Raw genomic sequence first — 22,082 nt, 5'->3', positions numbered from 1 at the left:
GGCTGCGGCGAGCGGGATCACCCCGTTAGCGTGTGGCGATGCGGGTGGATACCCAGATCCGGCTGGTCTTCTGGTCCGTCCTGACGGCCGCCGCGCTGCTGGTGGTGGACGCCGCGGTGACCGCGACGGTGCTGCGCGACCTGGCCGCGCTCGACACGAAGCTCATGTCGCCCCGGTCGCTGCAGCAGGTCGAGGCCGACTACCACAACAACCTGCTGGTCGCGGCCGTCGGCGCGGTGCTGCTCGCGGCGCTGGCACTGGTCGTGCGCCGGCACAACCCGAAGATCAGGGCCGCGCTGTGGGTCATCGGCCCGCTGCTCGGCCTGGCCCTGCTGTGCGGGCTCGTCGGCGGGCCCGAGTGGGCGGTCGCGCCGACCGGCGACGAGCCGGAGCTGCTGCGGCAGGAATACGCACGCACCGTGCCTGAGTGGTACCTGTGGGTGCACGGCGTCGCCGGGTTCAGCGCGGCGTGCCTGCTGTTCTTCGTCGCCGGCTTCGTCACTCGCAGCGACCTGCGCGAGTACTACATGGAGTCGCACGGCACCGGGGACAGCTACCGGTCGTGGATCGACCGCACGAGCGCGTGAGCGGCCAGCGCAGCGGAGGTGACCACGTGAGCCGTATCCTGCTCGCGTGACCGCACCGAGGCCGCCCTCCTGGCGTGGGGCGCCGCCGCCACCGCGCCGCCGAATCCCGGAGGACCTGCCGTTCGTCGTGCGGCGCAGCACAGGCAAGGTGGCGCTGCTCTACGGTGCCATCTACTTCATGTGCTGGGTGCTGGTGACTGTCCAGGTGGCCGTGAGCCTGCTCACCGACTCGCCGGACAGCACCGGCGGTGACACCGTGGCCGCCGTGGCCGTGGGCGTCTGCGGGCTGGTGGTGTTCGGCGCGATGGTGGCGATCACCGTCCGGCTCGTCGTCGGCAACGGCCCGGTCCTCGCCCTCGACCACGCCGGGCTCTGGGTGAAGAACTCGACCGGGATGTTCGCCCGCGCCGTCTGGCTGCCGTGGGAGTCGGTCGAGCAGGTCAGGCGGCGCCGGGTGGTCATCTTCCGGATGCTGGTCGTCACCGCGGGCGGCGTGCGTTACCTCGTGCCGCTGCGGCTCAACGACCGCACCGACCCGGAGATCGTGGCGGCCGTCGACCGGTTCGGCGGCCGCTCAGTCGTTGCACCGTGACACCAGCCGGTCGTCGGCGTGCACCGGGGCCAGGTACTTCGCGACACCGGGTCCCTGCGGGTCGTCGACCTCGACGGCGAAGTAGAATGCCGGGTCTGAATACACCTTCTCGATCCCGCCGCGGGCCGTGTCCGCGTAGCGCAAGCCATCGACGTTCTCGCGTTTGATCGTGGTGAGCCGCTCGTCGAGCGTGCTCGTCCGGGCGATCGACAGAGTGCCGACGCGACCGCCACCAGGACGACGGCCGGTAGATCCTGCCGCCGACCCGCGTGTCGTGGAAGTCCGGGAGCGCGCGGCGGTGGGTTTGCGTTCCGGGACGCGTCGGGCACCACAACCGGCGAGGGTGCCACGGAATTGTCAGACCCTGCGGCTACGCTCGCGGCAGCAGCGCACCAGGATCATTGGAGAGCATCGAGTTGACCGCACAACCCGAGACCTTGTACGGAGCTGACGACCTCACGCTCCTCGAAGGGCTGGACGCTGTCCGTAAGCGGCCCGGCATGTACATCGGCTCGACCGACAGCCGCGGCGTCGCTCACCTGTTCAACGAGATCGTCGACAACTCCACCGACGAGGGCATCGCCGGTCACGCGACCCGCGTCGAGGTGACCCTGCACGCCGACGGTTCCGTCCAGGTCGACGACGACGGCCGCGGCATCCCCGTCGACGTGCACGCCAAGTCGGGGATGTCAGGCGTCGAGCTGGTGCTGACCCGGCTGCACGCCGGCGGCAAGTTCGGCGGCTCCGGCTACAAGACCTCCGGCGGCCTGCACGGCGTCGGTGCCTCCGCGGTCAACGCGTTGTCGCACCGTTTCGACGTCACAGTGCGCCGCGACGGCAAGGTCCACCACATGTCGTTCCAGCACGGCGTGCCCGGCGACTTCGACGGCAGCGGCCCGTCGGCGCCGTTCACCCGCCGCTCGGGGCTCAGCGTCACCGGCCGGATGAAGCGGGGCCAGTCCACCGGCACGTCGATCCGTTACTGGCACGACGCCCGCTACTTCGAGACCGGCGCCGCGCTCGACGTGGAGACGGTGCGCACCAAGCTGCGCAACACCGCGTTCCTCGTGCCCGGCGTGGCCTATGTGCTCAAGGACGCGACCGGCGGGCAGATCGCCACCGAGACGTTCCACTACCCCCACGGCCTCGCCGACATGGTCGAGTTCCTGGCGCCGTCCGGCGACCGGGCCGTGTGCGGGATGCTGCACATCACCGGCGAGGGCACCTACAAGGAGAATGCCGCCGACGAGAACGGCGTCATGAAGGCCAATGTCGAGCGCCGCGCCGAGGTCGAGATCGCGCTGCGCTGGGGCACCGGCTACGAGCGGGTCGTGGAGTCGTTCACCAACACCATCCGCAACGTGCACGGCGGCACGCACCGGCGCGGCTTCGAGCGCGGCGCGCTGCGCGCCCTCGCCGACGCGATCCGCAACACCCGAGGACTGCTGCGGCCCAAGGAGGACCTGCCGACGATCGACGACGTGCTCGAGGGCATGACGGCGGTCATCCACGTGCGCATCCCCGAGCCGCAGTTCACCTCGCAGACCAAGGACGAGCTGTCCACGGCGGCGGTCACCCGGGTCGTGCAGGGCATCGTCGAGCAGCACATCAAGGCGTGGGTCGAGGCGCGCAAGACCAAGGTCGAGGCCCGCACGGTCCTGCAGAAGATCGTCGACGCGGCGCGGGTGCGTCTCACCCAGAAGCAGCAGAAGGACGCCGCCCGGCGCAAGACCGCCCTCGAGGGCGCGTCGATGCCGGCGAAGCTCGTCGACTGCCGCTCCACCGGGGTGCAGCGCAGCGAGCTGTTCATCGTCGAGGGTGACAGCGCACTGGGCACCGCCCGCATGGCCCGCTCCTCGGAGTATCAGGCGCTGTTGCCGATCCGCGGCAAGATCCTCAACGTGCAGAAGGCCAACATCCAGCAGGTCCTGGACAACGCCGAGTGCTCCGCGATCGTGCAGGTCCTCGGCGCCGGCTCCGGCCGCACCTTCGACCTGGAGGCGATGCGCTACGGGCGGATCCTGATCATGGCCGACGCCGACGTCGACGGCTCGCACATCCGCACGCTGCTCATCACGCTGTTCGCCAAGTACATGCGCCCGGCGATCGCCGACGGCCGGCTCTACGCCGCCGTCCCGCCCCTGCACAAGATCGTCACCAAGGGGCGCAACCCGGAGACGATCTACACGTACACCCAGGCGGAGATGGAGAGCACCGTCGCCCGGCTGGAGAAGGCCGGCAAGCAGGTCGTCACGCCGATCCCGCGGTTCAAGGGTCTCGGCGAGATGGACGCCGACGAGCTGTGGGACACCACGATGAACCCGGCGACCCGGGCCGTGCGGCGCATCACCCTCGATGACGTCGAGGCCGCCGAGGAGGTCCTCGAGCTGCTCATGGGGGAGCGGGTCGAGCCCCGCCGCAACTGGCTCATCGACGCCGCGCCGCGGGTCGACCAAGACAACATCGACGCCTGAGTCAGGAAGGGTAGTCCGCCGACATGGCACGCAAGGCCACACCAGCGAAGGCCGACCTGTCCGCCTTCGACCAGGCGGGCGCGCGGGTGCTCAACAACCCGCTCGTCACCGAGGTCGAGGACTCCTACCTGGAGTATGCGTATTCGGTCATCCACTCCCGCGCGCTGCCCGACGCGCGCGACGGCCTCAAGCCGGTGCACCGCCGCATCCTGTTCTCGATGAGCGAGCAGGGGCACCGCCCCGACCGCGGCCACGTCAAGTCGTCCCGCGTCGTCGGTGACGTCATGGGTAAGTACCACCCGCACGGCGACAGCGCGATCTATGACGCGATGGTCCGCATGGCGCAGGACTTCTCGCTCAACGTGCCGCTCATCGACGGCCATGGCAACTTCGGCTCCCCGGACGACGGCCCCGCCGCCTCCCGGTACACCGAGGCGAGGATGTCCCGGGAGGCCATGCTGCTCGTCGGCGAGCTCGACGAGGGCACCGTGGACTTCCGGCCCAACTACGACGGCTCGCTCGACGAGCCGTCGGTGCTGCCGGCCGCGTTCCCCAACCTGCTGGTCAACGGCTCCTCCGGCATCGCCGTCGGCATGGCCACCAACATGATCCCGCACAACCTCGGCGAGGTCGTCGCCGCCGCCCGCTGGCTCATCAACCACCCGGGCGCCAGCCTCGACAAGCTCATGGAGTTCGTCCCCGGCCCCGACCTGCCGACCGGTGGGCTGCTGCTCGGCCTCGACGAGGTCCGCCGCGCCTACGAGACCGGCCGCGGCGTCGTGCGCATGCGCGGCCGGGTCGAGATCGGCCTGCTCGAGGGCAGCCGCGGCCGCCAGGCCATCACGGTCACCGAGCTGCCGTACGGCATCGGCGCCGAGAAGGTCATCGAGAAGATCACCGACGAGGTCAACAAGACCAAGCGGCTGCAGGGCATCGCTGACGTCAAGGACCTCACCGACCGGGAGAACGGCACCCGCCTCGTCATCGAGTGCAAGGTCGGCGTCAACCCGCAGGCCCTGCTCGCCGACCTCTACCGGCTGACCCCGCTGGAGCAGTCCTTCGGCGTCAACAACCTCGTCCTTGTCGACGGCCGGCCGCAGACCCTCGGGCTCAAGCCGCTGCTCGAGGTGTTCCTCGCGCACCGCTACGAGGTCGTGACCCGGCGCACCGAGTTCCGCCGCAAGAAGCGCCTCGACCGGCTGCACCTCGTCGACGGCCTGCTCGTCGCGCTGCTGGACATCGACCGGGTCGTCGCCCTCATCCGCGCCAGCGAGAACGCCGCGGCCGCCAAGGCGTCGCTCATGAGCGAGTTCGGTCTCAGCGACATCCAGGCCAGCTACATCCTGGACACCCCGCTGCGGCGCCTCACCCGCTACGACCGCATCGAGCTGGAGGCCGAGCAGGCCCGGCTCAACGAGGAGATCGCCGCGCTCAGCCAGATCCTCGACGACGAGAAGGTCCTGAAGAAGGTCGTCTCCGACGAGCTCGCCGCCGTCGTCAAGGAATTCGCGCAGCCGCGCCGCACCACGCTCATCGACGGCGACCTCAAGGAGGTCCTCGCCGCGTCCGTCCCCGCCGGCCCTCTCGAGGTGTCCGACGACCCGTGCCAGGTGCTGCTGTCCGCGACCGGTCTGGTCGCCCGCACCGCCGCCGAGTCGGAGGAGGCCCCCGAAGGCAGCCGCAAGGCGGGCCGCGACAAGCACGACACCGTCCGCGCCGTCGCGCACACCACGGCCCGCGGCCAGGTCCTGCTCGTCACCAGCCTCGGCCGCGCGTTCAAGGTCGACGTCCTGCCGCTGCCCGTCCTGCCCGAGCAGACCGGCACCGTCTCGCTGCGCGGCGGCATGTCCACCGCCGAGCTCGTGCCGTTGCAGGCCGGCGAGACCGTTGTCGCCCTCGCCCCGCTCGGCGGCCCCGGCGCCGAAGGCTCACCCGGCCTCGCCCTCGGCACCCGCAACGGCATCGTGAAGATCTGCGCCCCCGAGTGGCCTGTGCGCGCCGACGAGTTCGAGGTCATCGGCCTGCGCGAAGGCGACGAGGTCGTCGGCGGCACCTGGCTCACCGACGGCGCGGAGACGCTCGCGTTCGTCGCCTCCGACGCGTCGCTGCTGCGCTTCCCCGCCAAGCTCGTGCGCCCCCAGGGCCTCAAGGGCGGCGGCATGGCCGGCATCGCCCTCGCCGCCGGCGCCCAGGTCCTCTTCTTCGGCGCCGTCAACACCCACGACCAGCAGCACGGCGAGCCCATGGTCGTCACCGCCACCATCGGCAACGCCAAGACGACCCCGCTGCGGCTGTACCCGGCGAAGGGCCGCGCCACCGGTGGCGTGCGCGCCCAGCGCTTCCTCAAGGGCGAGACCCGTCTCGTCCTTGCCTGGGTCGGCCCCCGCCCGGCCGCCTCCTCAGCCAAGGGCGAGCCCCGCGACCTGCCCGCCGCCGACCAGCGCCGCGACGGCTCGGGCGTCCAGCTGCGCGCCCCCGAGATCGTCGGCCACCTGGTCGAGCGCGGCTGATCGCGGGGTCTGTCCCGCTGCCGCACCGGCCCGGGTGGCGCTCCGCTCCTCGGGCCGGGCGCCGGGTCGCGCTGATGGGACCGCGGTGGGCTGGGGGCGTCGCGTTGATCGGGCTGCTCGGGTCGGGCCTGAGGTGCCTCGGGCTGGGTTGTGCGCCGTGTCGCCTGTAGCGGGTCCCGGGCCACGTCGTCTGCGGTGGGAACCGGGCTGCTCGGGGTGGGCCGGTGTTGTGCCGTCTGTTTCCGGGCTGCTCGGGCGGGGTGGTGTGCCGCGTAGCCTGCGGTGGGTCGCGGGCCACGTCGTCCGCGGTGGGTCCCGGGCTGCTCGGGCTGAGTTCCGCGCTGTTCGGCCGGGTCGCGGACCGTATCGTCTGCGCCGGGTTGCACGCCGACTGGTCGCCTCGTCCGCTGTCGCCGGCCCGTCCCGCCTGGGCGCTGGTCGCAGCGTTCACTGGTTCCGCGACCGGGTCGGTGCGACGGCGCCGCCACCGGTCATTTCAACTACCCGTGGGCGGCACCCGCCACGGGCAGGGGCCGCCAGTCCGGTGTGGGTGGTCAGTCACGACGCCTGCCATGAGGCGGGGGTCGGCGTCGGCGCGGCAGCGGACGGCCCGCAGCGTGAGGCGGGGTCACGGCTGGTACACGAGGTCCATGGTGTCGGAGTGGCCGGACCAGGTGAGGGTGAGCCGCCAGCAGCCCGCCTGCGGCAGGTCGATGATCGACGGGCCGGGGCCGCCGGGTACGCGGCGCTGAGCCGCATCGCCGGTGCCGTCGCGGGTCGCGTCGATCTGCAGGTCGCCGGGCGGGTAGGGCGGCTTGGAGACCCAGAGGATCTTGTTGGACGAGCCGTCGGGCCGGGTGACCGCCAGGGGGTGGCCGAAGACGGCCGCCACGATGTTGCCGCCGTCGCCCATGACGTGCGGTATGCGGGCGTCGCCGGAGAAGCCGGCGCGAGCCCACTCGGGCAGCGGGCCGGTCTCGACCACGGAGCCGCAGCCGGTGCGGGCCGGGGCGCCCGGCACGACCTGAGACGCGGACTGCGGCGCCGCCTGAGGTCCGGACCGAGGCGCGGCCTGCGGCGGTGCCGATGCGGTACACCCGGCGGCCAGCACCACGACGGCCGGGAAGAGCACGAGAAGTCTCACGCATTCCGGAGTCGCGACCAGGGCGGTGGGTTCCGGCGGGGATGTGCCGCAGCGCACAAAGGTCGGCAAGCACGAGTTCGAGCTCGTCGACCAGCAGGGCCGGAAGGTCTGCGGCGCCGTGCGCCCTCCTGAGCGGACCGGCGCAACTCTTCCCGCCGCGCGCGGCGGCGGGCCAGGCGTCACAGCCAGCCGGACCGCCGGAACAGGCGGTACAGGACCACCGAGCCGGTGGCCATGATCAGCAGGGTCAGGTAGAAGCCGTACTGCCACTGCAGCCCGGGGATGTGCTCGAAGTTCATCCCGTAGATCCCCGCGATCGCGGTCTGCAGCGCGGCGATGGCGGCCCATGAGGCGATCTTGCGCATGTCGTTGTTCTGGTCCAGGCCGACCTGGGCGAGGCGGGCCTGCAAGATCGAGTCGAGCAGCTCGTTGTCGGAGGCGACCCGCTCCACCACCTGGGTGAGCCGGCCGAGCATGTCGGCGAAGTACTGCCGCAGCTGCGGCGGCAGCTCCACCACGGCCGGGTCGTTCATCCGCCGCAGCGGCGCCTGCAGCGGCAGCACCGCCCGCTTGAACTCGACCAGCTCCCGCTTCAGCTGGTAGATCTGCTGCACGTCGCAGCCGCCGGCCCGCAGGAACGCAGTCTGCTCCAGGTGCTCGACGTCCTGCTCCACGCCGGCGGCGACCTCGTGGTACACCTCGACCATCCGGTCGCACACCGCGTAGGCGACCGACCACGGGCCATTGGCGAGCATGGCCTGGCGCCGCTCGAGCTGCTGGCGGACGTCGGCGAGGGCGCCGGCGCCGCCGTGGCGGACGGACACCACGAAGTGCGCGCCGACGAGCAGCGTCACCGCGCCCGTGTCGACGATTTCGGAGGTGGCGGTCAGCTCGGCGTGCTCGATGTAGCGGGCGGTGCGCACGATCAGCATCATCACGTCGCCGCGGCGCTCGACGGCCGGCCGGCGCTCGGGCGCGAGGGCCTTCTCGGCGGTGAGGTCGTCCAGCCCGAGTTCCTCGGCGACGGCCGCGAACTGCGCCCGCGTCGGCTGGAACAGCCCCAGCCACACGAACCCGTTGCGCCGCCGCCGGGCCGCCGTGTACGCCTCGTGGAAGGTGTGCGGTCCCGGCTGGCGTACGCCGCGCACGTACAGCGCACAGTCGACGACCGCGTCGTCCTCGGCGGCGTCGGCGAGCAGGTGCGCCAGCGGCGGCTCCGGCTGCAGGTGGCGCATCATCCGGCCGAGCATCCGGCCGACCCGCCGGCCCACCTTGACCTGCTGCACTCCTGGCCCCCTTCACGCCGCGGCACGCTGCGCGCCACGCTACCGCGTTGATCGTCGCAGGGGACCGGCCCGGGTCAGCTGCCGGACAGTGCGCGGGCGGGCTCGTCGCTCTCGTCGAGCGTGACGTAGAAGAGGGTGCCCAGCACGAGCAGCGTGCCGGCGAAGACCTCCCAGCCGAGCGCGACCCCGGCGATCGTGACGACCACGCACTGCACGACCAGCGCGACGACCGTCCACCGGCGGGCCGCCCGCTGCCGCAGCGCGGCGACGAGCAGCCGCACGCCCAGGGCGACCAGCAACACCCCGAGCACGACGGCCGCGACCCGGATCGCGACCTGCGCGTGGCCGGGGTCGGCGCCGTTGAGCGACATCGAGTACGCCCCGATCACCCCGCCCACCACGAACAGGGCGGCGCCGACGACCACGCCCTCGACGAGGACCCCGACCGCCGCGATGACCAGTGCCACCATTCGCATCCGGTCAAGTTACTCCCGGGTAGCCCAGGCTTCAAGACCGGTCGATGCGGGCCGCGGTTAGGGTGCGGGATGCCCACGCACATCCTGTTCGACTTTTTCGGCACCCTCGTGGACTACGACGCGCGGCGCACCGCGCAGGGCTTCCCCCGCACGCACGCCGAGCTGGTGGGGCTCGGCGCCGGCGTGTCGTACGCGGAGTTCCTGGCGGGCTGGGACCGCGCCTTCGCCGGGTTCGACCTGGGCAGCGCGGCCGGGGACCACGAGTTCTCGATGACGCAGGTCGGCACCGCCTACCTCGCCGAGGTCCTCGGGCGGCGGCCCGCCGCCGGCGAGGTGGACGCGTTCATCCGCCTTTACCTGGCCGAGTGGAGCGCCGGCGTCACCTACCCCGACGGCGTGGTGCCGCTCGTGCGGTCGTTGTCGCGGGTGTACCGGCTCGCGGTCGTCACGAACACGCACCAGCCGGACCTGGTCCCCGGCCATCTCGCCGCCATGGGCATCCTGGACGCGATGGACGCCGTCGTCACGTCGGTGGAGGTCGGCCGGCGCAAGCCGCACCCGGCCATCTACGCCGCGGCCGTGGAGCGGCTCGGCATCGAGCCCGGCGCGGCCGTCTTCGTCGGCGACACGTACACCGCCGACTTCGCCGGCCCTGAGCGCTTCGGGATGACCGCGTACCTCATCGACCCGTCCGGCCGCGCCGACGTCCCCGCGGACCGCCGGCTGCGTTCCGTACACGACCTGCCGGAGGCGATGCGGCGGCCGTGAGCGGTGAGTCGCGACGCGTACCCCAACGGGTGACGACGCCGGTGGTATGGGCGAAGTGATATGAAACGGCCGTGCAAACCCATTGCTATATGTACATGCGTGGCTACCGCCACGAGTCATATGTCAGGGAGGCCGAGTGAAACGATCTATCGCCGCCGCCAGTGCACTCCTGCTCGCCGGGGGCCTGCTGGCTGCCGTGGCGTCGCCCGCCGGCGCCGCGCCCAGCACGCCGACCCCGTCGAGCCTGCAGGCGCACCGCACGGACATCCGCGCCGCCGACAGTGAGGCCTACACGGTCTCCAGCAGCAAGAAGGACGCCAACGGCGCCTCGCACACCCGCTACACGCGCACGTACCACGGCCTGCGGGTCTACGGCGGCGACTTCGTCGTGCACGCCGCGCCGGACGGCACGTTCGCCGGGACCTCGGTCGGCCTGCACGCGCCGCTCACGCTCGGGACCACCGCCACGGTCGCGAAGGCGTCCGCCACGGCGAAGGCGAGGACCGCGTTCAGCGGCACGATCACCGCAGTCGGCAGCCCGGAGCTGTTCGTCGACGCCAGCGACGGCACCGGCGTCCTGGCCTACGAGACCGTGGTCAGCGGCTGGCTGCCCGACGATCAGACCCCGTCGAAGCTGCACGTCATCACCGACGCGAACAGCAATGCGGTCCGCGGCGCCTTCGACGAGATCGAGACGGTCAACGGCACCGGCAACAGCATCTACTCGGGCGCGGTCACGATCGACACGACGCTGTCCGGCTCGACGTACCAGATGATCGACCCGTCGCACGGCAACGGCCGCACCTGCGACATGAACAACGGCACCAGCACGTGCACCACGTTCACGGACGCGGACAACACGTGGGGCACCGGCGCCAACTCCAACCGCCAGTCCGCCGGTGTCGACGCGCACTTCGGCGCGGCGAAGACGTTCGACTACTTCAAGCTGGTGCACGGCCGCAACGGCATCTTCGGCAACGGCAACGGTGTGCCGAGCCGCGTGCACTACGGCAACGCGTACGTCAACGCGTTCTGGGACGGCTCGCAGATGACCTACGGCGACGGCTCCGGCAACAGCCGGCCCCTCGTCGCGCTCGACGTGGCCGGCCACGAGATGAGCCACGGCGTCACCGAGGCCCTCGCGGGCCTGGTCTACTCCGGCGAGTCCGGCGGCCTCAACGAGGCCACCTCCGACATCTTCGGCTCGATGGTCGAGTTCTACGCCAACACCTCCGCCGACCCGGGCGACTACCAGATCGGCGAGAAGATCAACATCAACGGCAACAACACGCCGTTGCGCTACATGTACAACCCGACGCTGGACGGCTCGTCGCACGGCTGCTGGTCGACCAGCACGAAGAACGTCGACGTGCACTACTCCTCGGGCGTGGGCAACCACTTCTTCTTCAACCTCGCCGAGGGCACCGGCGCCACCGCCTACGGCACGTCGCCGGTCTGCGGCTCCGCGGCCGCGGTCGTCGGCATCGGCCGGGCCAAGGCCGAGAAGATCTGGTACCGCGCGCTCGACGTGTACTTCACCTCGAACACGTCCTACGTGAACACCAGCAACCCGGCCAACACGGCCCGGGCGTACACGCTGCGCGCCGCGACCGACCTGTACGGCACCTGCTCGGTGGAGTACAAGACCGTCCAGGCCGCGTGGACCGCGGTGAACGTGGCCGGCAACGACGCCGCCTGCCCGACCGGCAACGACTTCTCCCTCACCGCCACGCCGGCGAGCGGCTCGGTCAACCCGGGCAGCTCGGTGACGAGCCTGATCTCCGCGACGGTCACCAACGGCTCGGCGCAGACCGTGGCGCTCACCGCGTCCGGCCTGCCGTCGGGTGCGACCGCCAGCTTCAGCCCGACCTCGATCAGCTCGGCCAACGGCCAGTCCACGCTGACGATCGCGACCTCCGCGTCGACGCCGTCCGGCACGTACGCGGTCACCGTCACGGGCACTGGTGCCAGCTCGACCCGGACCACCACGTTCAACCTGACCGTCAACGGCGCGCCCGGCTGCACCGGCACCAACGGCAACGACGTGGCGATCCCGGACAACACGACGGTCACCAGCACGATCACCATCAGTGGCTGCAACCGTAACGCCTCGGCCACCAGCTCCGTGCCGGTGACGATCTACCACACGTACAAGGGTGACCTGGTCGTCGACCTCGTCGCGCCCGACGGCTCGGTCTACAACCTGTCGAACCGGTCCGGCGGCAGCACCGACAACATCATCCAGACCTTCACCGTCAACCTGTCGAGCGAGGCCGCCAACGGCACGTGGACCCTGCGGGTCCGTGACGCCGCCAGCCTCGACACCGGCCGGATCGACACGTGGAGCCTGACCCTGTAGGCCCGCACCGGAGCACATAAGCCCCACCACGGCGCAGGCGGGCACCGATCGTCCCGCCTGCGCCAAGGTGAGACCTCGCCGTGACGGATTCGATATGAGCACGGGGCAACGCTGACGCTCCGTCACCGGTAGAACTTCCGCATGGCATCCCCCACAGCCCCAGACGCGGGCGCGACGACCCCGCAGACCCCCTCCGGCGGCGGTCGCTCCAAGGTCCTCCGGTTCGTCGGCCCAATCGCCGTCCTGCTCGTCCTGGCCGGTATCGTGTGGTACTTCAACCGCGACTCGGCCGAGAACGCGAACGTCGGCGACTGCCTGCACGAGGTCTCGGCCAACGACCTGAAGATCGTCAAGTGTGACGCCGCCGACGCGGACGTCACCGTCGTCGGCAAGGTCGGCGGCAAGACGCAGTCGGAAGCGATGACCGACGGTGAGACCGTCTGCAAGGCCTTCCCCGACGCCACCAGCATCCTGTGGTGGGGCAAGGCGGGCCAGAAGGGCGACGTGCTCTGCCTCAAGGACCTGAAGGCCTCCTGACCTGCTGACCGGGTGCGGCGGCACCGTCCGGCACGACAGCGCCGCAGCGTCCGGTAGCACCGTTCATCTGTTCCCGCGACCCCGGCACCGCGACTGCGGTGCCGGGGTCGCTCTGTCAGTCAGTAACCGGGGAAGACGGCGCGCAGGTCGTCAAGGGCGATCGGGCCGGTGATCTTCACATCGGCCGGGGTGTACCGCGGCCCGAGGCGGCCGGCGGCGAGGCGCAGGAACGCCTCCAGGGTCAGGCTCAGCTCGCCGTCGGGTGAGGCCGGCGCGCCGGTCAGGGCCACCGGGTCGGCCAGGCGCAGGCCGCGCTGCTCGCCGAGGTCGGTGAGCGTGACGAGCAGGTCGGCGGTGCGGCCGTCGAGGTACGCCGGCTTCGCGATCCAGCCGAACAGCCCCTCGACCCGCTCGTCGATGAGAACGGCCGCCTCCGGGGCGAGCGTCGCCGACGGGTCCAGGGCGACCCGGATGTCCCAGTCGTGGTAGCCGAACTCGGTGAGCCGCAGCACGGCCGACGTCGCCACGTCGACGGGCTCGGGCATCCAGCCGATGTCGATGCGGTGCTCGGCGCGCTGGGTCTCGTCGAACGCCTCGTAGGCCTCGACCAGGCGCTGGTTCGCGATCGGAAACTCGACAGCGCGTTCCTGCGGGGTCATCCCGTCCCAGCGGGCCCACACGCCCTTGTTGAACTCGAACTCCGGCGCGGGGCGCCCCTCGAGGGAGGCGCGGACCGCCTCCAGGTTGATCTCGGCGCCGCTGCCCAGGTGGCTGACCACCTGGGAGATGTCCCACTCGGTGGCCGCGGAAGGGCCGGTGAGCTGCTCGGACGTGAGCCCGCGGACGACGGCGGTGAGGTCCTCGTGCCCCTTGCGCAGGGCGGCGATCGCCTGGTCGGCTCGGCTGGTCATGGTGCTCCCTCAACCCTTGAACATCGACTTTTTTCTTGAAGGATAAACAAGTTTGTGACGCAGGACATGGCGGGTCCTGCCTGAACAGCAATATTGCCGGGTTGGCAACATCAGGTACGTTGTCGATCGTGAACAGGGGGCCGGGGGTACGTGAACGGGACGATGCCGCCACACGAACCGGATCCCAACACCGCACGCGGGTGCGCCCTCGCGCATGGGCCGAACTGCTGCTGGTCGTCGGACTGTTCCTGGCGTACAAGATGGGGCGGCTGCTCGTCGACGGCAAGGTCGGCCAGGCCTATGCCAACGCGGAGCTGATCTGGCACACCGAGCGGGCGCTCCGGCTGCCCGACGAGATGGACCTGCAGCACCTGCTGCTCACCTTTGAGGCCGTCATCCGCGCCGCCAACATCTACTACGCGGTGGTGCACTTCCCGGCCACGGTCGCCTTCCTGCTGTTCATGTACGTCTTCCGGCCCGCGCACTACCTGCGGTTCCGGCGCATCCTCGCCTGGCTGACCGCGGCGGGGCTGGTGATGCACTTCGCGTTCCCCCTCGCGCCGCCCCGCATGCTCGCCGGCATCGGGATGGTCGACACCGCGGCGAAGTTCGGGCCGTCGGTGTACGGGCCGCCGCAGACCGACACGCTGAGCAACCAGTACGCGGCGATGCCGTCGCTGCACGTCGCCTGGGCGCTCGTGGTCGCCTGCGGGCTGATCGTCGCTACCCGCAGCCGCTGGCGCTGGCTGTGGCTCGCCCACCCGGTGATCACCATGATCGTCGTGGTCGGTACCGCCAACCATTACTGGCTCGACGGGATCATCGCCGCGATCCTGGTCGGCGCGCTGCTGCTGGCCGTCGGCCGGGCCCGCCGGCCCGCCGGGGAGCCGCCGGTGACGACCCCGATGCAGCTGCGGCGCAACCTGGAGTACCTCGCCGTCGGTGAGGCCGCCTACCTGGCCACGCTCGGCGACACGATCAGCGACCCCGGCGGCCAGCCGCAGAAGGTCGGCAAGCCGACCTGACGGCCGGGCGACCCCGAGCCGCAGAACTGCCCACTGGCGGGAAACGAATAGGCGTCGTATAGTTGAACACGAGACCGGCATCTTCCCCCGTGGATGCCGGTCTTCTTATTGTCCGGGGTCTATCGCTCGGGCTCCCGTTGGGCCGGTGCCTGCGCCGAGCGGATCGCGCGGATCGTGTTCAGGTTGTGCTCGCGCGCGCACGACTCCAGGGCCGCCGCGTCGTCCTCGCCGCGCTCCAGGCGGTCCAGCAGCGCGTCGTGCTCGTCCACGGCGGCCCGCACCCGCAGCCGTGGGTACAGCGACGCCAGCACCTGTGACGCGTCGATGCGGTCCCAGAGCCAATCCAGCGCCTCGACCATGTGCCGGTTGCCGCAGCAGCCGTAGATGGTGCGGTGGAACTGCCGGTGCAGCCCCATGATCCGTTCGCGCGCATGCTCCTGCCGCAACTGGGCGTTGAGCCCCCTGGCGACCCCGATCTGCACCGCGGTCAGGTGCGGCGCCGCCGCCGCGAACGCGTACCCGTCCAGCAGCGCCAGCATCTCCACCAGCTGCGCCCAGTCGTCGTCGCCGAGCGTCGCCACCCGGGCGCCGACGTTGCGCTCGAAGCTGACGAGCCCTTCGGCCTCCAGCCGCCGGATCGCCTCGCGGACCGGCACCGGGCTCACGTCGAGGTCCCGGGCCAGGGTGCTCAGCACGAGCCGGTGCCCGGGCTGGTATCGACCGTCGAGGATGCGCTCGCGGATGCGGCGATAGGCGAGCTCGTGCTTGGAGGGCCCGGACGGCCCGGTGCTGCTGTGCTCATGCTGCACGTGCGAGTTCCAGTCTTGACAGGGGCCGGGCGCCCACACAATCATATACGATCGGATGGAGGGCAGAGTCATCCTCACATTCCCGCAGCTGGTTCGCCATCGGCGGTGCGGCTGATGCTGACGGGGGCGGCCGGATCGCCGGTGGCGCACTGGAGCGCACCGCCCGCGACATCGTCGCAAACCCGACCGAATGCGTAGGCTGGTCGGATGGGTGAGGTTGCCTGGTCGATGACCGACGACTCCGAGGTGAGTCGCGACCTCGGCGCGGTCGACTGGTCGGCCACCCCGCTCGGCCCGCCCGCGGACTGGCCACAGAGCCTGCGCTCGGTCGTGCGGATCCTGCTCGGTTCCCGGTTCTCCATGTGGATGGCGTGGGGTCCCGAGCTCACGTTCTTCTGCAACGACGCCTACCGGCGCGACACCCTCGGCAAGAAGTACCCGTGGGCGCTGGGCAAGCCGGCCCGTGAGGTGTGGGCCGAGATCTGGCCCGAGATCGGCCCCCGCATCGATGCGGTCATGGCGACCGGCACCGCCACCTGGGACGTGGCGCTGCAGCTGTTCCTCGGCCGCAGCGGCTACACCGAGGAGACCTACCACACGTTCTCCTACAGCCCGCTCACCGACGACGCCGGCGACATCGCCGGCATGCTCTGCGTGGTCAGCGAGGACACCGAGCGGGTCATCGGCGAGCGGCGCATGGCGACCCTGCGCGACCTCGCCGCCGACGCCGAGGGCGGCGACCAGGAGCGGGTCGCCGAGCGGAGCGTCTTCGCCACCGCCGCCCGGCACCTCGGCGCCCGCGCCGACGACCTGCCGTTCACCCTCACGTACCTCTTCGCCGACGTCCGTGACACCGCCCACCTCGCCTGCCGCACCGGCGTGCCGGCCGGCTCCCCGGTGGCGCCCGAGATCCTCGACCCCGACGACGAGCCCTTCTGGCCGGTCGCCGACCTCGCCCGGGGCGCGGCGCTCACCCTCGGCGGCTACGCCGACCTGCCCTCCGGCGCGTGGCCCGAGCCGCCGACCGAGGTCCGGCTCGTCCCGCTGCCGGCACCCGGCGGCGGCCGGCCCTACGGGTTCCTCGTCGTCGGGCTCAACCGGTACCGGCCGTTCGACGCCGCGTACGCCGGCTTCATCGACCTCATCGCCGGGCAGCTCGCGGCGCGGATCGGCACCGCCCGCGCCTACGCCGCCGAACGCCGCCGGGCCGAGTCCCTCGCCGAGCTCGACCGGGCCAAGACGGCGTTCTTCACCAACGTCAGCCACGAGTTCCGCACCCCGCTCACGCTGCTGCTCGGCCCGGCCGAGGACGCCCTCACCGACCAGGCCGCGCCGCTGCCTCCCGTACAGCGCGAACGCGTCGAGGTCGTGCACCGCAACGCCGAGCGGATGCTGAAGCTCGTCAACACGCTGCTCGACTTCTCCCAGCTGGAGTCCGGCAAGGCCGAGCCGCGCTTCGAGCCGCTCGACCTCGCCGCGGTCACCGCCGAGCTGGCCGGCATGTTCCGGCCCGCCGCCCAGCGCGCCGGGCTGCGGCTCGTCGTGGACTGCCCGCCGCTGCCCCGGCCCGTCCACGCCGACCGCGAGATGTGGGCGAAGATCACGCTCAACCTGCTGTCCAACGCGCTGAAGTTCACGTTCGACGGGTCCATCACGGTCCGCGTCGCGGCCGTCGACGGCACCGCCGAGCTCAGCGTCACCGACACCGGCGTCGGCATCGACCAGGCCGACCAGGCCAGCCTGTTCGACCGCTTCCACCGCATCATGGGCACCCGGTCCCGCACCCACGAGGGCTCCGGCATCGGCCTCGCGCTCGTTGCCGAGCTGGCCGCCCTGCACGGCGGCACCGCCGGGGTCCGCAGCACGCCCGGCACCGGCAGCACGTTCACGGTCCGGGTGCCGTTCGGCGACGAACAGGCGGTGCCGGCCGCCGGCGTCGAGCTCACCGACGGGGGCCCAGCCGCGGACCGGGTCGTGCCCGGGTTCCTCGCCGAGGTCGAGCGGTGGATCGCCCCCGCCGAGCCGTCGGCGCCTTCAACCGCGCTGCCGGCGCCTTCAACCGAGCCGCTGGCGCCTTCAACCGAGCCGCCGGCGCCGTCCACCGCGCCGACGGTCCTGGTCGCCGACGACAACGCCGACATGCGCGACTACATCCGCAGCATCCTGGAGACCGACTACCAGGTCGTGGAGGCCACCGACGGCACGGCCGCGCTGCGGCTGCTCCACGACACCCAGCCCGACCTCGTGCTCACCGACGTGATGATGCCGCAGCTCGACGGCTTCGGGCTGGTCGCCGCGCTGCGCGCGGACAGCACCGCCGCGCACCTGCCGGTCATCATGCTGTCGGCCCGGGCCGGCGACGAGGCGACCGTCGAAGGGCTCGAGGCCGGCGCCGACGACTACCTCGTCAAGCCGTTCTCGCCGCGGGAGCTGCGCGCCAGGGTGCGGGCCAACCTGGAGTTCGACCGCGTCCGCCGTACCCGCGACGAACTGCAACGCAGCCGGGAACTGCTGGACCAGGCCCAGCGCCTGGCCTCGGTGGGCAGCTGGGAGCTGGACCTCGCGACCGGTGACATCCGCGGCTCCGACGAGTTCCTGCGCCAGCTCGGCGTGACGGCCGCGGAGCTGCTCGACGCCGATGCCCGGGCGGTCATCAACGAGCGGCTCCACCCCGACGACCGCGCCCACGTCGACGCCGCCATGACCGCCGCGATCGCCGGCGCGCCCCTGGAGTACGACGCCCGCGTGTACCACCCCGACGGCACGCTGCGCACGTTCCGCACCATCGGCGAGCTGGAGCTTGACGCCACCGGCGCCCCGGTCCGGCTGCGCGGGTCCAACCAGGACATCACCGAGCAGCGCCGAGCCGAACAGGCCCTCGCCGCCGCCAGCGGCCTGCAGGAGGCCGCCGCCCGCGAGCACCGCATCGCCGACGAGCTGCAGCGCAGCCTCATGCCACCGCTGACCTTCGACCCCGAGCACCTGGAGGTCGCCACCTACTACCGGCCCGGTGTCGCCGGCACCCAGGTCGGCGGCGACTGGTACGACGTCATCGAGCTCGGCGCGGACCGTACCGCGCTCGTCATGGGCGACGTCATGGGCCGCGGGGTCCCCGCCGCCGCCGTCATGGGCCAGCTGCGGGCCGCGGTGCGCGCCTACGCCCGGCTGGACCTGCCGCCCGCCGACGTGCTGGAGTTCCTCGACGGTGTAGTCCGCGACCTGCGCGAGGACCAGATCGTCACCGTCGTCTACGCCGTGTACGACCCGGGCGAGCGCAGCCTCACCTACGCCAACGCCGGGCACCTGCCGCCCCTGCTGCTGCTTCCCGGCGGCACGGTGCGCCCCCTCAGCGTCTCCGGCCCGCCGCTGGGCACCGGCCCGCTGACCCTCGTCGAGGAGCGCGTCGAGCTGCCGGTCGGGGCGCTGCTCACCCTGTACACCGACGGCCTCGTCGAGCACCGCGACAGCGACCTGGACACCGGCATCGACGCGCTGGCCGCGCACGTCGGCACCGTCAGCGGGCCGCTCGCCGACGTCCCCGACCGGCTCGTCGCGGCGCTGCTGCCCGACGGCCCCGACGACGACATCACCGTCCTGCTGGCCCGGGTCGTCGCCGAGCCCGGCGACGAGCAGTCCGTCATCCACGACGTCCCCGCCGAGGAGCGGGCCGTGCGCAGCGCCCGCCGGTTCGTCGACGCCACCCTGCGCCGGTGGGACGTCCCGACCCGGGTCATCGACGACCTGGTCCTCGTCGTGAGCGAGTTGGCCGCCAACGCCGTCATGCACGGCCGCCCGCCGATCCAGCTGCGGCTGCGCAACGGCGGCAGCCACGTCGTGCTGGAGCTGCACGACACCGCGACCTACCTGCCCCGCAAGCAGCGCCCGACGCCCGACGACGAGCACGGCCGCGGGCTGCAGCTGGTGTCCTCGCTGTGCGACCGCTGGGGCACCCGCCCCACCGCCGACGGCAAGGCCGTGTGGTGCATGCGGCTGATCTGAGCCAGTGGTGCAGGGCGCGCCGATGACGCCCTGGTCGTCCGTCGACCAGACGTCGGCGACACCGCCGGGGGAACCAGCCACCGGCGGCCTTCGCGACGTACCGGCTCCCGCCGTGGTATGGGCGCACGTCGGCGCTGGTCAGCCTCCAGTGCCCGGCGAGGGCGTCATCGGGGAACGGCGCTACCGCTGGATCGGCCGGCGCAGGGAGTACGTGACGGCGTGCAACCGGTGCGGCTGCCCGATCACCAGCGCGGCGCGGTCGTACGCCTGCCAGCCCTCGGCCCCGGCCCGGTTCAAATGCCGCAGGTCGTTGTACCGCTCATCGGTGCCCCACCGCTGCACCCCACCCGGGTAGTGGAACACCGCGTCCCAGTCCTCGAACTTGTCCGTGCCCAGCGTCCCGGCGGCCCGGTACTCCAGTCGTGCATACTCCCACTGCGTCACCCGTCCATCATGCCGGACATCGAACGGTCGCAGTGTCCTGGGACTACGTTGGAGCTGTGGAACGCGATCGCGATGACGCCGGCCGGGCCCGCAACGCCCGCCCGCGCGACGGCCTGGGCCGCCCTTTGCCGCGCGGCGCGGTGGGCGTACCGACGATGCCGGACGACCTGCAGGTCACGCCGGACAGCGCGCTGACCGAGGCACAGGCGCTGCTCGACGCGGACCGCCCTTTCCACGCGCACGAGGTGCTGGAGGCGGCGTGGAAGAGCGCGCCGGCGGGGGAGCGCGAGCTGTGGCGGGGCCTGGCGCAGCTGGCGGTCGGCCTGACCCACCTGCGCCGCGGCAACCCGACGGGCGCTGCCAGGCTGCTGTCCCGCGCCGCCGACCGGCTCTCGGACTACGGCTCCGCCCCGTACGGCATCGATGTGCCGGGCCTGGTGGCCTGGGCCCGCAGCGCCGCGACCTCTGCCGGCACCACCCCACCGCGTCTACGGGTCGGCCCGGTCAGCTGATCCGGCGCGCGCCTGCATGCTGCGGTCGCGCGTTAGGTCTGGTCGACCTGTAGCGCCTGGCAGGTCGAACGCTCGGCGGCGGCCTGGGAGCGCAGGATCTCGTCGATCTCGCGGGTCTCCTCGGCGGTGTGGCGGCCGAGGATCAGGTCGAGCTCGAGGCGCTCGGCGGGCGTCCGGTACGCGGCGATCTCCCGCGCGAGCGTACGCCGGGCGCGCCGTGCCTCGAACCGGCTGGTCACGGCGTTGCGGACCCGGCTCGCGGTGGTCTGGGTGGCCATCTGGTGTCTCCTTTTCCGGTGTGGTTCTGCCGTCAACTGTATCGATTCAGAAAGATCATCTCAGCCGATTCGGCGGTGAGGCTCGACACGCGTCGGATGGCTGTCAGGCGCAGGGTGCCGGCCGGCTTTGTGAGGCGGAAAGTGTCGTACCCGGGCGGTAGGGTCCTGGTGACGGTCCGGCCGGTGGTGGGTGGTGCGGGGTGGTTCGGGCAGCGGGGAGCGCCCGGCCCGTGGGTGGCGGTGGGTGCCGTTCGGTGGGAGGGGAAGGGTCAGGCGGCTTTGCGGTCGGAGGTTCGGGCGGTCGCCTGACCGGGGATCAGTCGGAGCCGGCGCTGCGGGGGAGTGCCGCCCGAGCCCGAGGGTGGGCCGTCGGCGTCGGACGGCGGGCGGCCGGAGCCGGAGGATGAGCCGTCGGTGGAGCGGCGGGACGGTGGGCGGCCCGGGTCGAGGGCAGGGCGGGTGAGGGCGATGACGATCGCGTACCCGGCGAGGACGAAGCCGTGGCTGAGCAGGCGTGCCGTCTCGACCCGGCCGGCGAGGACGTCGTTGACGCTGAGCAGGGCGAGCAGCGCGACGAACGCGGTGAGCATCGGCAGCGCGCCGGCGGGGCGGCCGCGGCGGCTGGCGATCCAGCCGAAGCCGGCACCGATGGCGACGTTCCAGGCGGCGGACTCGTGCCAGAGGTGCCCCGAGCCGTCGCCGTGCAGTTCGGCGGCGCTGGCGGCGTTGGCCACCTGGGCGATGCCGAGGACGAACTGGGCCGCGCCGAACGCGCCGAGCAGCACCCGCAGCGCCACGACCAGGGCGCGCCGGCCCTTGTCGCCGGTGAAGCGGGCAGGGCCGACCAGGCGGGTGAGGGCGGCGAACCGTCGGCGGGGCGGTGGAGGCACCGCCGCCGGGGGCAGCACGCCGTGGGCGTCGAGCGCGGCGAGGAGGTCGTCGACGCCGGCCGGCTCGGTCGGGACCTGCCGGACGCGGAACAGTCGGGTGGCCGTCGCCGCCTCGGCGTGCCAGGTGCGGCAGCCGGCGCAGCGGGCCAGGTGCGCATCGGTCAGGGCGGCGTCGACCGGCTCGGCCTCACCGTCGAGGCGGGCTGAGAGCGCCTCACGGAAGGCCTCGCAACCGGCGGCTGGTGAACGCTCCACGCTCCGATGGTGCCAGACGAGCCGCCCGCCCGGGGAAACCGGCGCCGTCGGTGCCGCCCGGCGGTCCGGCGGTCGTATGCCTGCGACGGCCCGGTCGGCGCTGCCAGCGTTGCCTGGTTGGGCTCCGCGCTGCCGACGCCGCCCTGGCCGCGGGCGGCAACCCCGACGAGGCCTTCCCGGTGGCGCCGGGGCCGCAGTGCTCATGGTGCGACTTCCGGCGGTCGTG

19 protein-coding genes and 1 pseudogene are annotated in these 22,082 nt (G+C 72.1%); 11 read left to right on the top strand and 9 right to left on the bottom strand.

What is annotated here, in order from left to right; genetic code table 11:
* The first annotated feature begins 38 nt into the window (after positions 1 to 38).
* Together AB0H83_RS38525 and AB0H83_RS38520 are read left to right on the top strand one after the other, a co-directional pair.
* Positions 39 to 587 carry a hypothetical protein gene (locus tag AB0H83_RS38525; RefSeq protein WP_360104111.1) on the top strand — a complete coding sequence of 183 codons (549 nt, stop codon included), beginning with the start codon at positions 39 to 41 and terminating at the stop codon, positions 585 to 587.
* 46 nt (positions 588 to 633) lie between these two features.
* Positions 634 to 1,179 carry a hypothetical protein gene (locus AB0H83_RS38520; RefSeq protein ID WP_360104108.1) on the top strand — a complete coding sequence of 182 codons (546 nt, stop codon included), beginning with the start codon at positions 634 to 636 and terminating at the stop codon, positions 1,177 to 1,179.
* Here AB0H83_RS38520 and AB0H83_RS38515 read toward each other — a convergent pair.
* On the bottom strand, positions 1,162 to 1,323 hold the full coding sequence (locus AB0H83_RS38515) for a hypothetical protein (RefSeq protein ID WP_360104105.1): 162 nt from the start codon (positions 1,321 to 1,323) through the stop codon (positions 1,162 to 1,164). The two genes, AB0H83_RS38520 and AB0H83_RS38515, sit on opposite strands and share 18 nt — an antisense overlap.
* A gap of 272 nt (positions 1,324 to 1,595) precedes the next feature.
* Between AB0H83_RS38515 and AB0H83_RS38510 the strand changes: the two genes are divergently transcribed.
* The gene (locus tag AB0H83_RS38510) at positions 1,596 to 3,653 is read left to right on the top strand and encodes a DNA topoisomerase IV subunit B (protein WP_360104102.1); all 2,058 of its coding nucleotides are present in this window, start codon (positions 1,596 to 1,598) and stop codon (positions 3,651 to 3,653) included.
* Positions 3,654 to 3,676: 23 nt separating this feature from the next.
* Positions 3,677 to 6,163, top strand: a complete 2,487-nt coding sequence (locus AB0H83_RS38505; protein ID WP_360104099.1) for a DNA topoisomerase IV subunit A — start codon at positions 3,677 to 3,679, stop codon at positions 6,161 to 6,163.
* 628 nt (positions 6,164 to 6,791) lie between these two features.
* On the opposite strand, the gene AB0H83_RS38500 is transcribed toward AB0H83_RS38505, so the two are convergent.
* From AB0H83_RS38500 to AB0H83_RS38490, 3 genes are all read right to left on the bottom strand, one after another.
* Positions 6,792 to 7,307, bottom strand: a complete 516-nt coding sequence (locus tag AB0H83_RS38500; RefSeq protein ID WP_360104096.1) for a hypothetical protein — start codon at positions 7,305 to 7,307, stop codon at positions 6,792 to 6,794.
* A 179-nt stretch (positions 7,308 to 7,486) separates the two neighbouring features.
* Positions 7,487 to 8,593: a magnesium and cobalt transport protein CorA gene (locus AB0H83_RS38495; protein ID WP_360104094.1), complete on the bottom strand. Its 1,107-nt coding sequence runs from the start codon at positions 8,591 to 8,593 to the stop codon at positions 7,487 to 7,489.
* Between the two features lie 74 nt (positions 8,594 to 8,667).
* Positions 8,668 to 9,069, bottom strand: coding sequence for a hypothetical protein (locus AB0H83_RS38490; protein WP_360104091.1), 402 nt, complete (start codon positions 9,067 to 9,069; stop codon positions 8,668 to 8,670).
* Positions 9,070 to 9,138: 69 nt separating this feature from the next.
* Between AB0H83_RS38490 and AB0H83_RS38485 the strand changes: the two genes are divergently transcribed.
* From AB0H83_RS38485 to AB0H83_RS38475, 3 genes are all read left to right on the top strand, one after another.
* Positions 9,139 to 9,837, top strand: a complete 699-nt coding sequence (locus AB0H83_RS38485) for an HAD family hydrolase (protein WP_360104089.1) — start codon at positions 9,139 to 9,141, stop codon at positions 9,835 to 9,837.
* A 136-nt stretch (positions 9,838 to 9,973) separates the two neighbouring features.
* The gene (locus AB0H83_RS38480; protein WP_360104087.1) at positions 9,974 to 12,196 is read left to right on the top strand and encodes a M4 family metallopeptidase; all 2,223 of its coding nucleotides are present in this window, start codon (positions 9,974 to 9,976) and stop codon (positions 12,194 to 12,196) included.
* 141 nt (positions 12,197 to 12,337) lie between these two features.
* On the top strand, positions 12,338 to 12,733 hold the full coding sequence (locus AB0H83_RS38475) for a hypothetical protein (protein ID WP_360104084.1): 396 nt from the start codon (positions 12,338 to 12,340) through the stop codon (positions 12,731 to 12,733).
* A gap of 119 nt (positions 12,734 to 12,852) precedes the next feature.
* On the opposite strand, the gene AB0H83_RS38470 is transcribed toward AB0H83_RS38475, so the two are convergent.
* A complete protein-coding gene (locus tag AB0H83_RS38470; protein ID WP_360104081.1) occupies positions 12,853 to 13,644 on the bottom strand; it encodes a maleylpyruvate isomerase family mycothiol-dependent enzyme in 792 nt (263 codons plus the stop codon).
* Between the two features lie 200 nt (positions 13,645 to 13,844).
* Here AB0H83_RS38470 and AB0H83_RS38465 point away from each other — a divergent pair, with 200 nt between their 5' ends.
* Positions 13,845 to 14,669, top strand: a complete 825-nt coding sequence (locus AB0H83_RS38465; protein ID WP_360104078.1) for a phosphatase PAP2 family protein — start codon at positions 13,845 to 13,847, stop codon at positions 14,667 to 14,669.
* Between the two features lie 119 nt (positions 14,670 to 14,788).
* Here the strand turns inward: AB0H83_RS38465 and AB0H83_RS38460 are convergent, their stop codons facing one another.
* Positions 14,789 to 15,478, bottom strand: a complete 690-nt coding sequence (locus tag AB0H83_RS38460; RefSeq protein WP_360104075.1) for a GntR family transcriptional regulator — start codon at positions 15,476 to 15,478, stop codon at positions 14,789 to 14,791.
* Between the two features lie 207 nt (positions 15,479 to 15,685).
* Here AB0H83_RS38460 and AB0H83_RS38455 point away from each other — a divergent pair, with 207 nt between their 5' ends.
* The gene (locus tag AB0H83_RS38455; RefSeq protein WP_360104073.1) at positions 15,686 to 19,477 is read left to right on the top strand and encodes a SpoIIE family protein phosphatase; all 3,792 of its coding nucleotides are present in this window, start codon (positions 15,686 to 15,688) and stop codon (positions 19,475 to 19,477) included.
* A 180-nt stretch (positions 19,478 to 19,657) separates the two neighbouring features.
* Here the strand turns inward: AB0H83_RS38455 and AB0H83_RS38450 are convergent, their stop codons facing one another.
* A complete protein-coding gene (locus AB0H83_RS38450; RefSeq protein WP_033360254.1) occupies positions 19,658 to 19,921 on the bottom strand; it encodes a hypothetical protein in 264 nt (87 codons plus the stop codon).
* A 56-nt stretch (positions 19,922 to 19,977) separates the two neighbouring features.
* Between AB0H83_RS38450 and AB0H83_RS38445 the strand changes: the two genes are divergently transcribed.
* Entirely contained in the window at positions 19,978 to 20,433 is a 456-nt protein-coding gene (locus tag AB0H83_RS38445; protein ID WP_360104069.1) for a DUF309 domain-containing protein, read from the top strand.
* A 32-nt stretch (positions 20,434 to 20,465) separates the two neighbouring features.
* Here AB0H83_RS38445 and AB0H83_RS38440 read toward each other — a convergent pair whose 3' ends face one another.
* A complete protein-coding gene (locus tag AB0H83_RS38440; RefSeq protein ID WP_360104066.1) occupies positions 20,466 to 20,711 on the bottom strand; it encodes a hypothetical protein in 246 nt (81 codons plus the stop codon).
* Between the two features lie 269 nt (positions 20,712 to 20,980).
* Positions 20,981 to 21,856 carry a zf-HC2 domain-containing protein gene (locus AB0H83_RS38435; protein WP_360104063.1) on the bottom strand — a complete coding sequence of 292 codons (876 nt, stop codon included), beginning with the start codon at positions 21,854 to 21,856 and terminating at the stop codon, positions 20,981 to 20,983.
* Between the two features lie 122 nt (positions 21,857 to 21,978).
* Between AB0H83_RS38435 and AB0H83_RS38430 the strand changes: the two are divergent.
* Positions 21,979 to 22,082 (top strand): annotated as a pseudogene (locus tag AB0H83_RS38430) (recombinase RecB); the annotation flags it as partial.

The organism is Dactylosporangium sp. NPDC050688 (genome assembly GCF_040654515.1).
GTDB lineage: Bacteria > Actinomycetota > Actinomycetes > Mycobacteriales > Micromonosporaceae > Dactylosporangium.
This window is presented reverse-complemented; position numbering and strand designations above follow the sequence as displayed.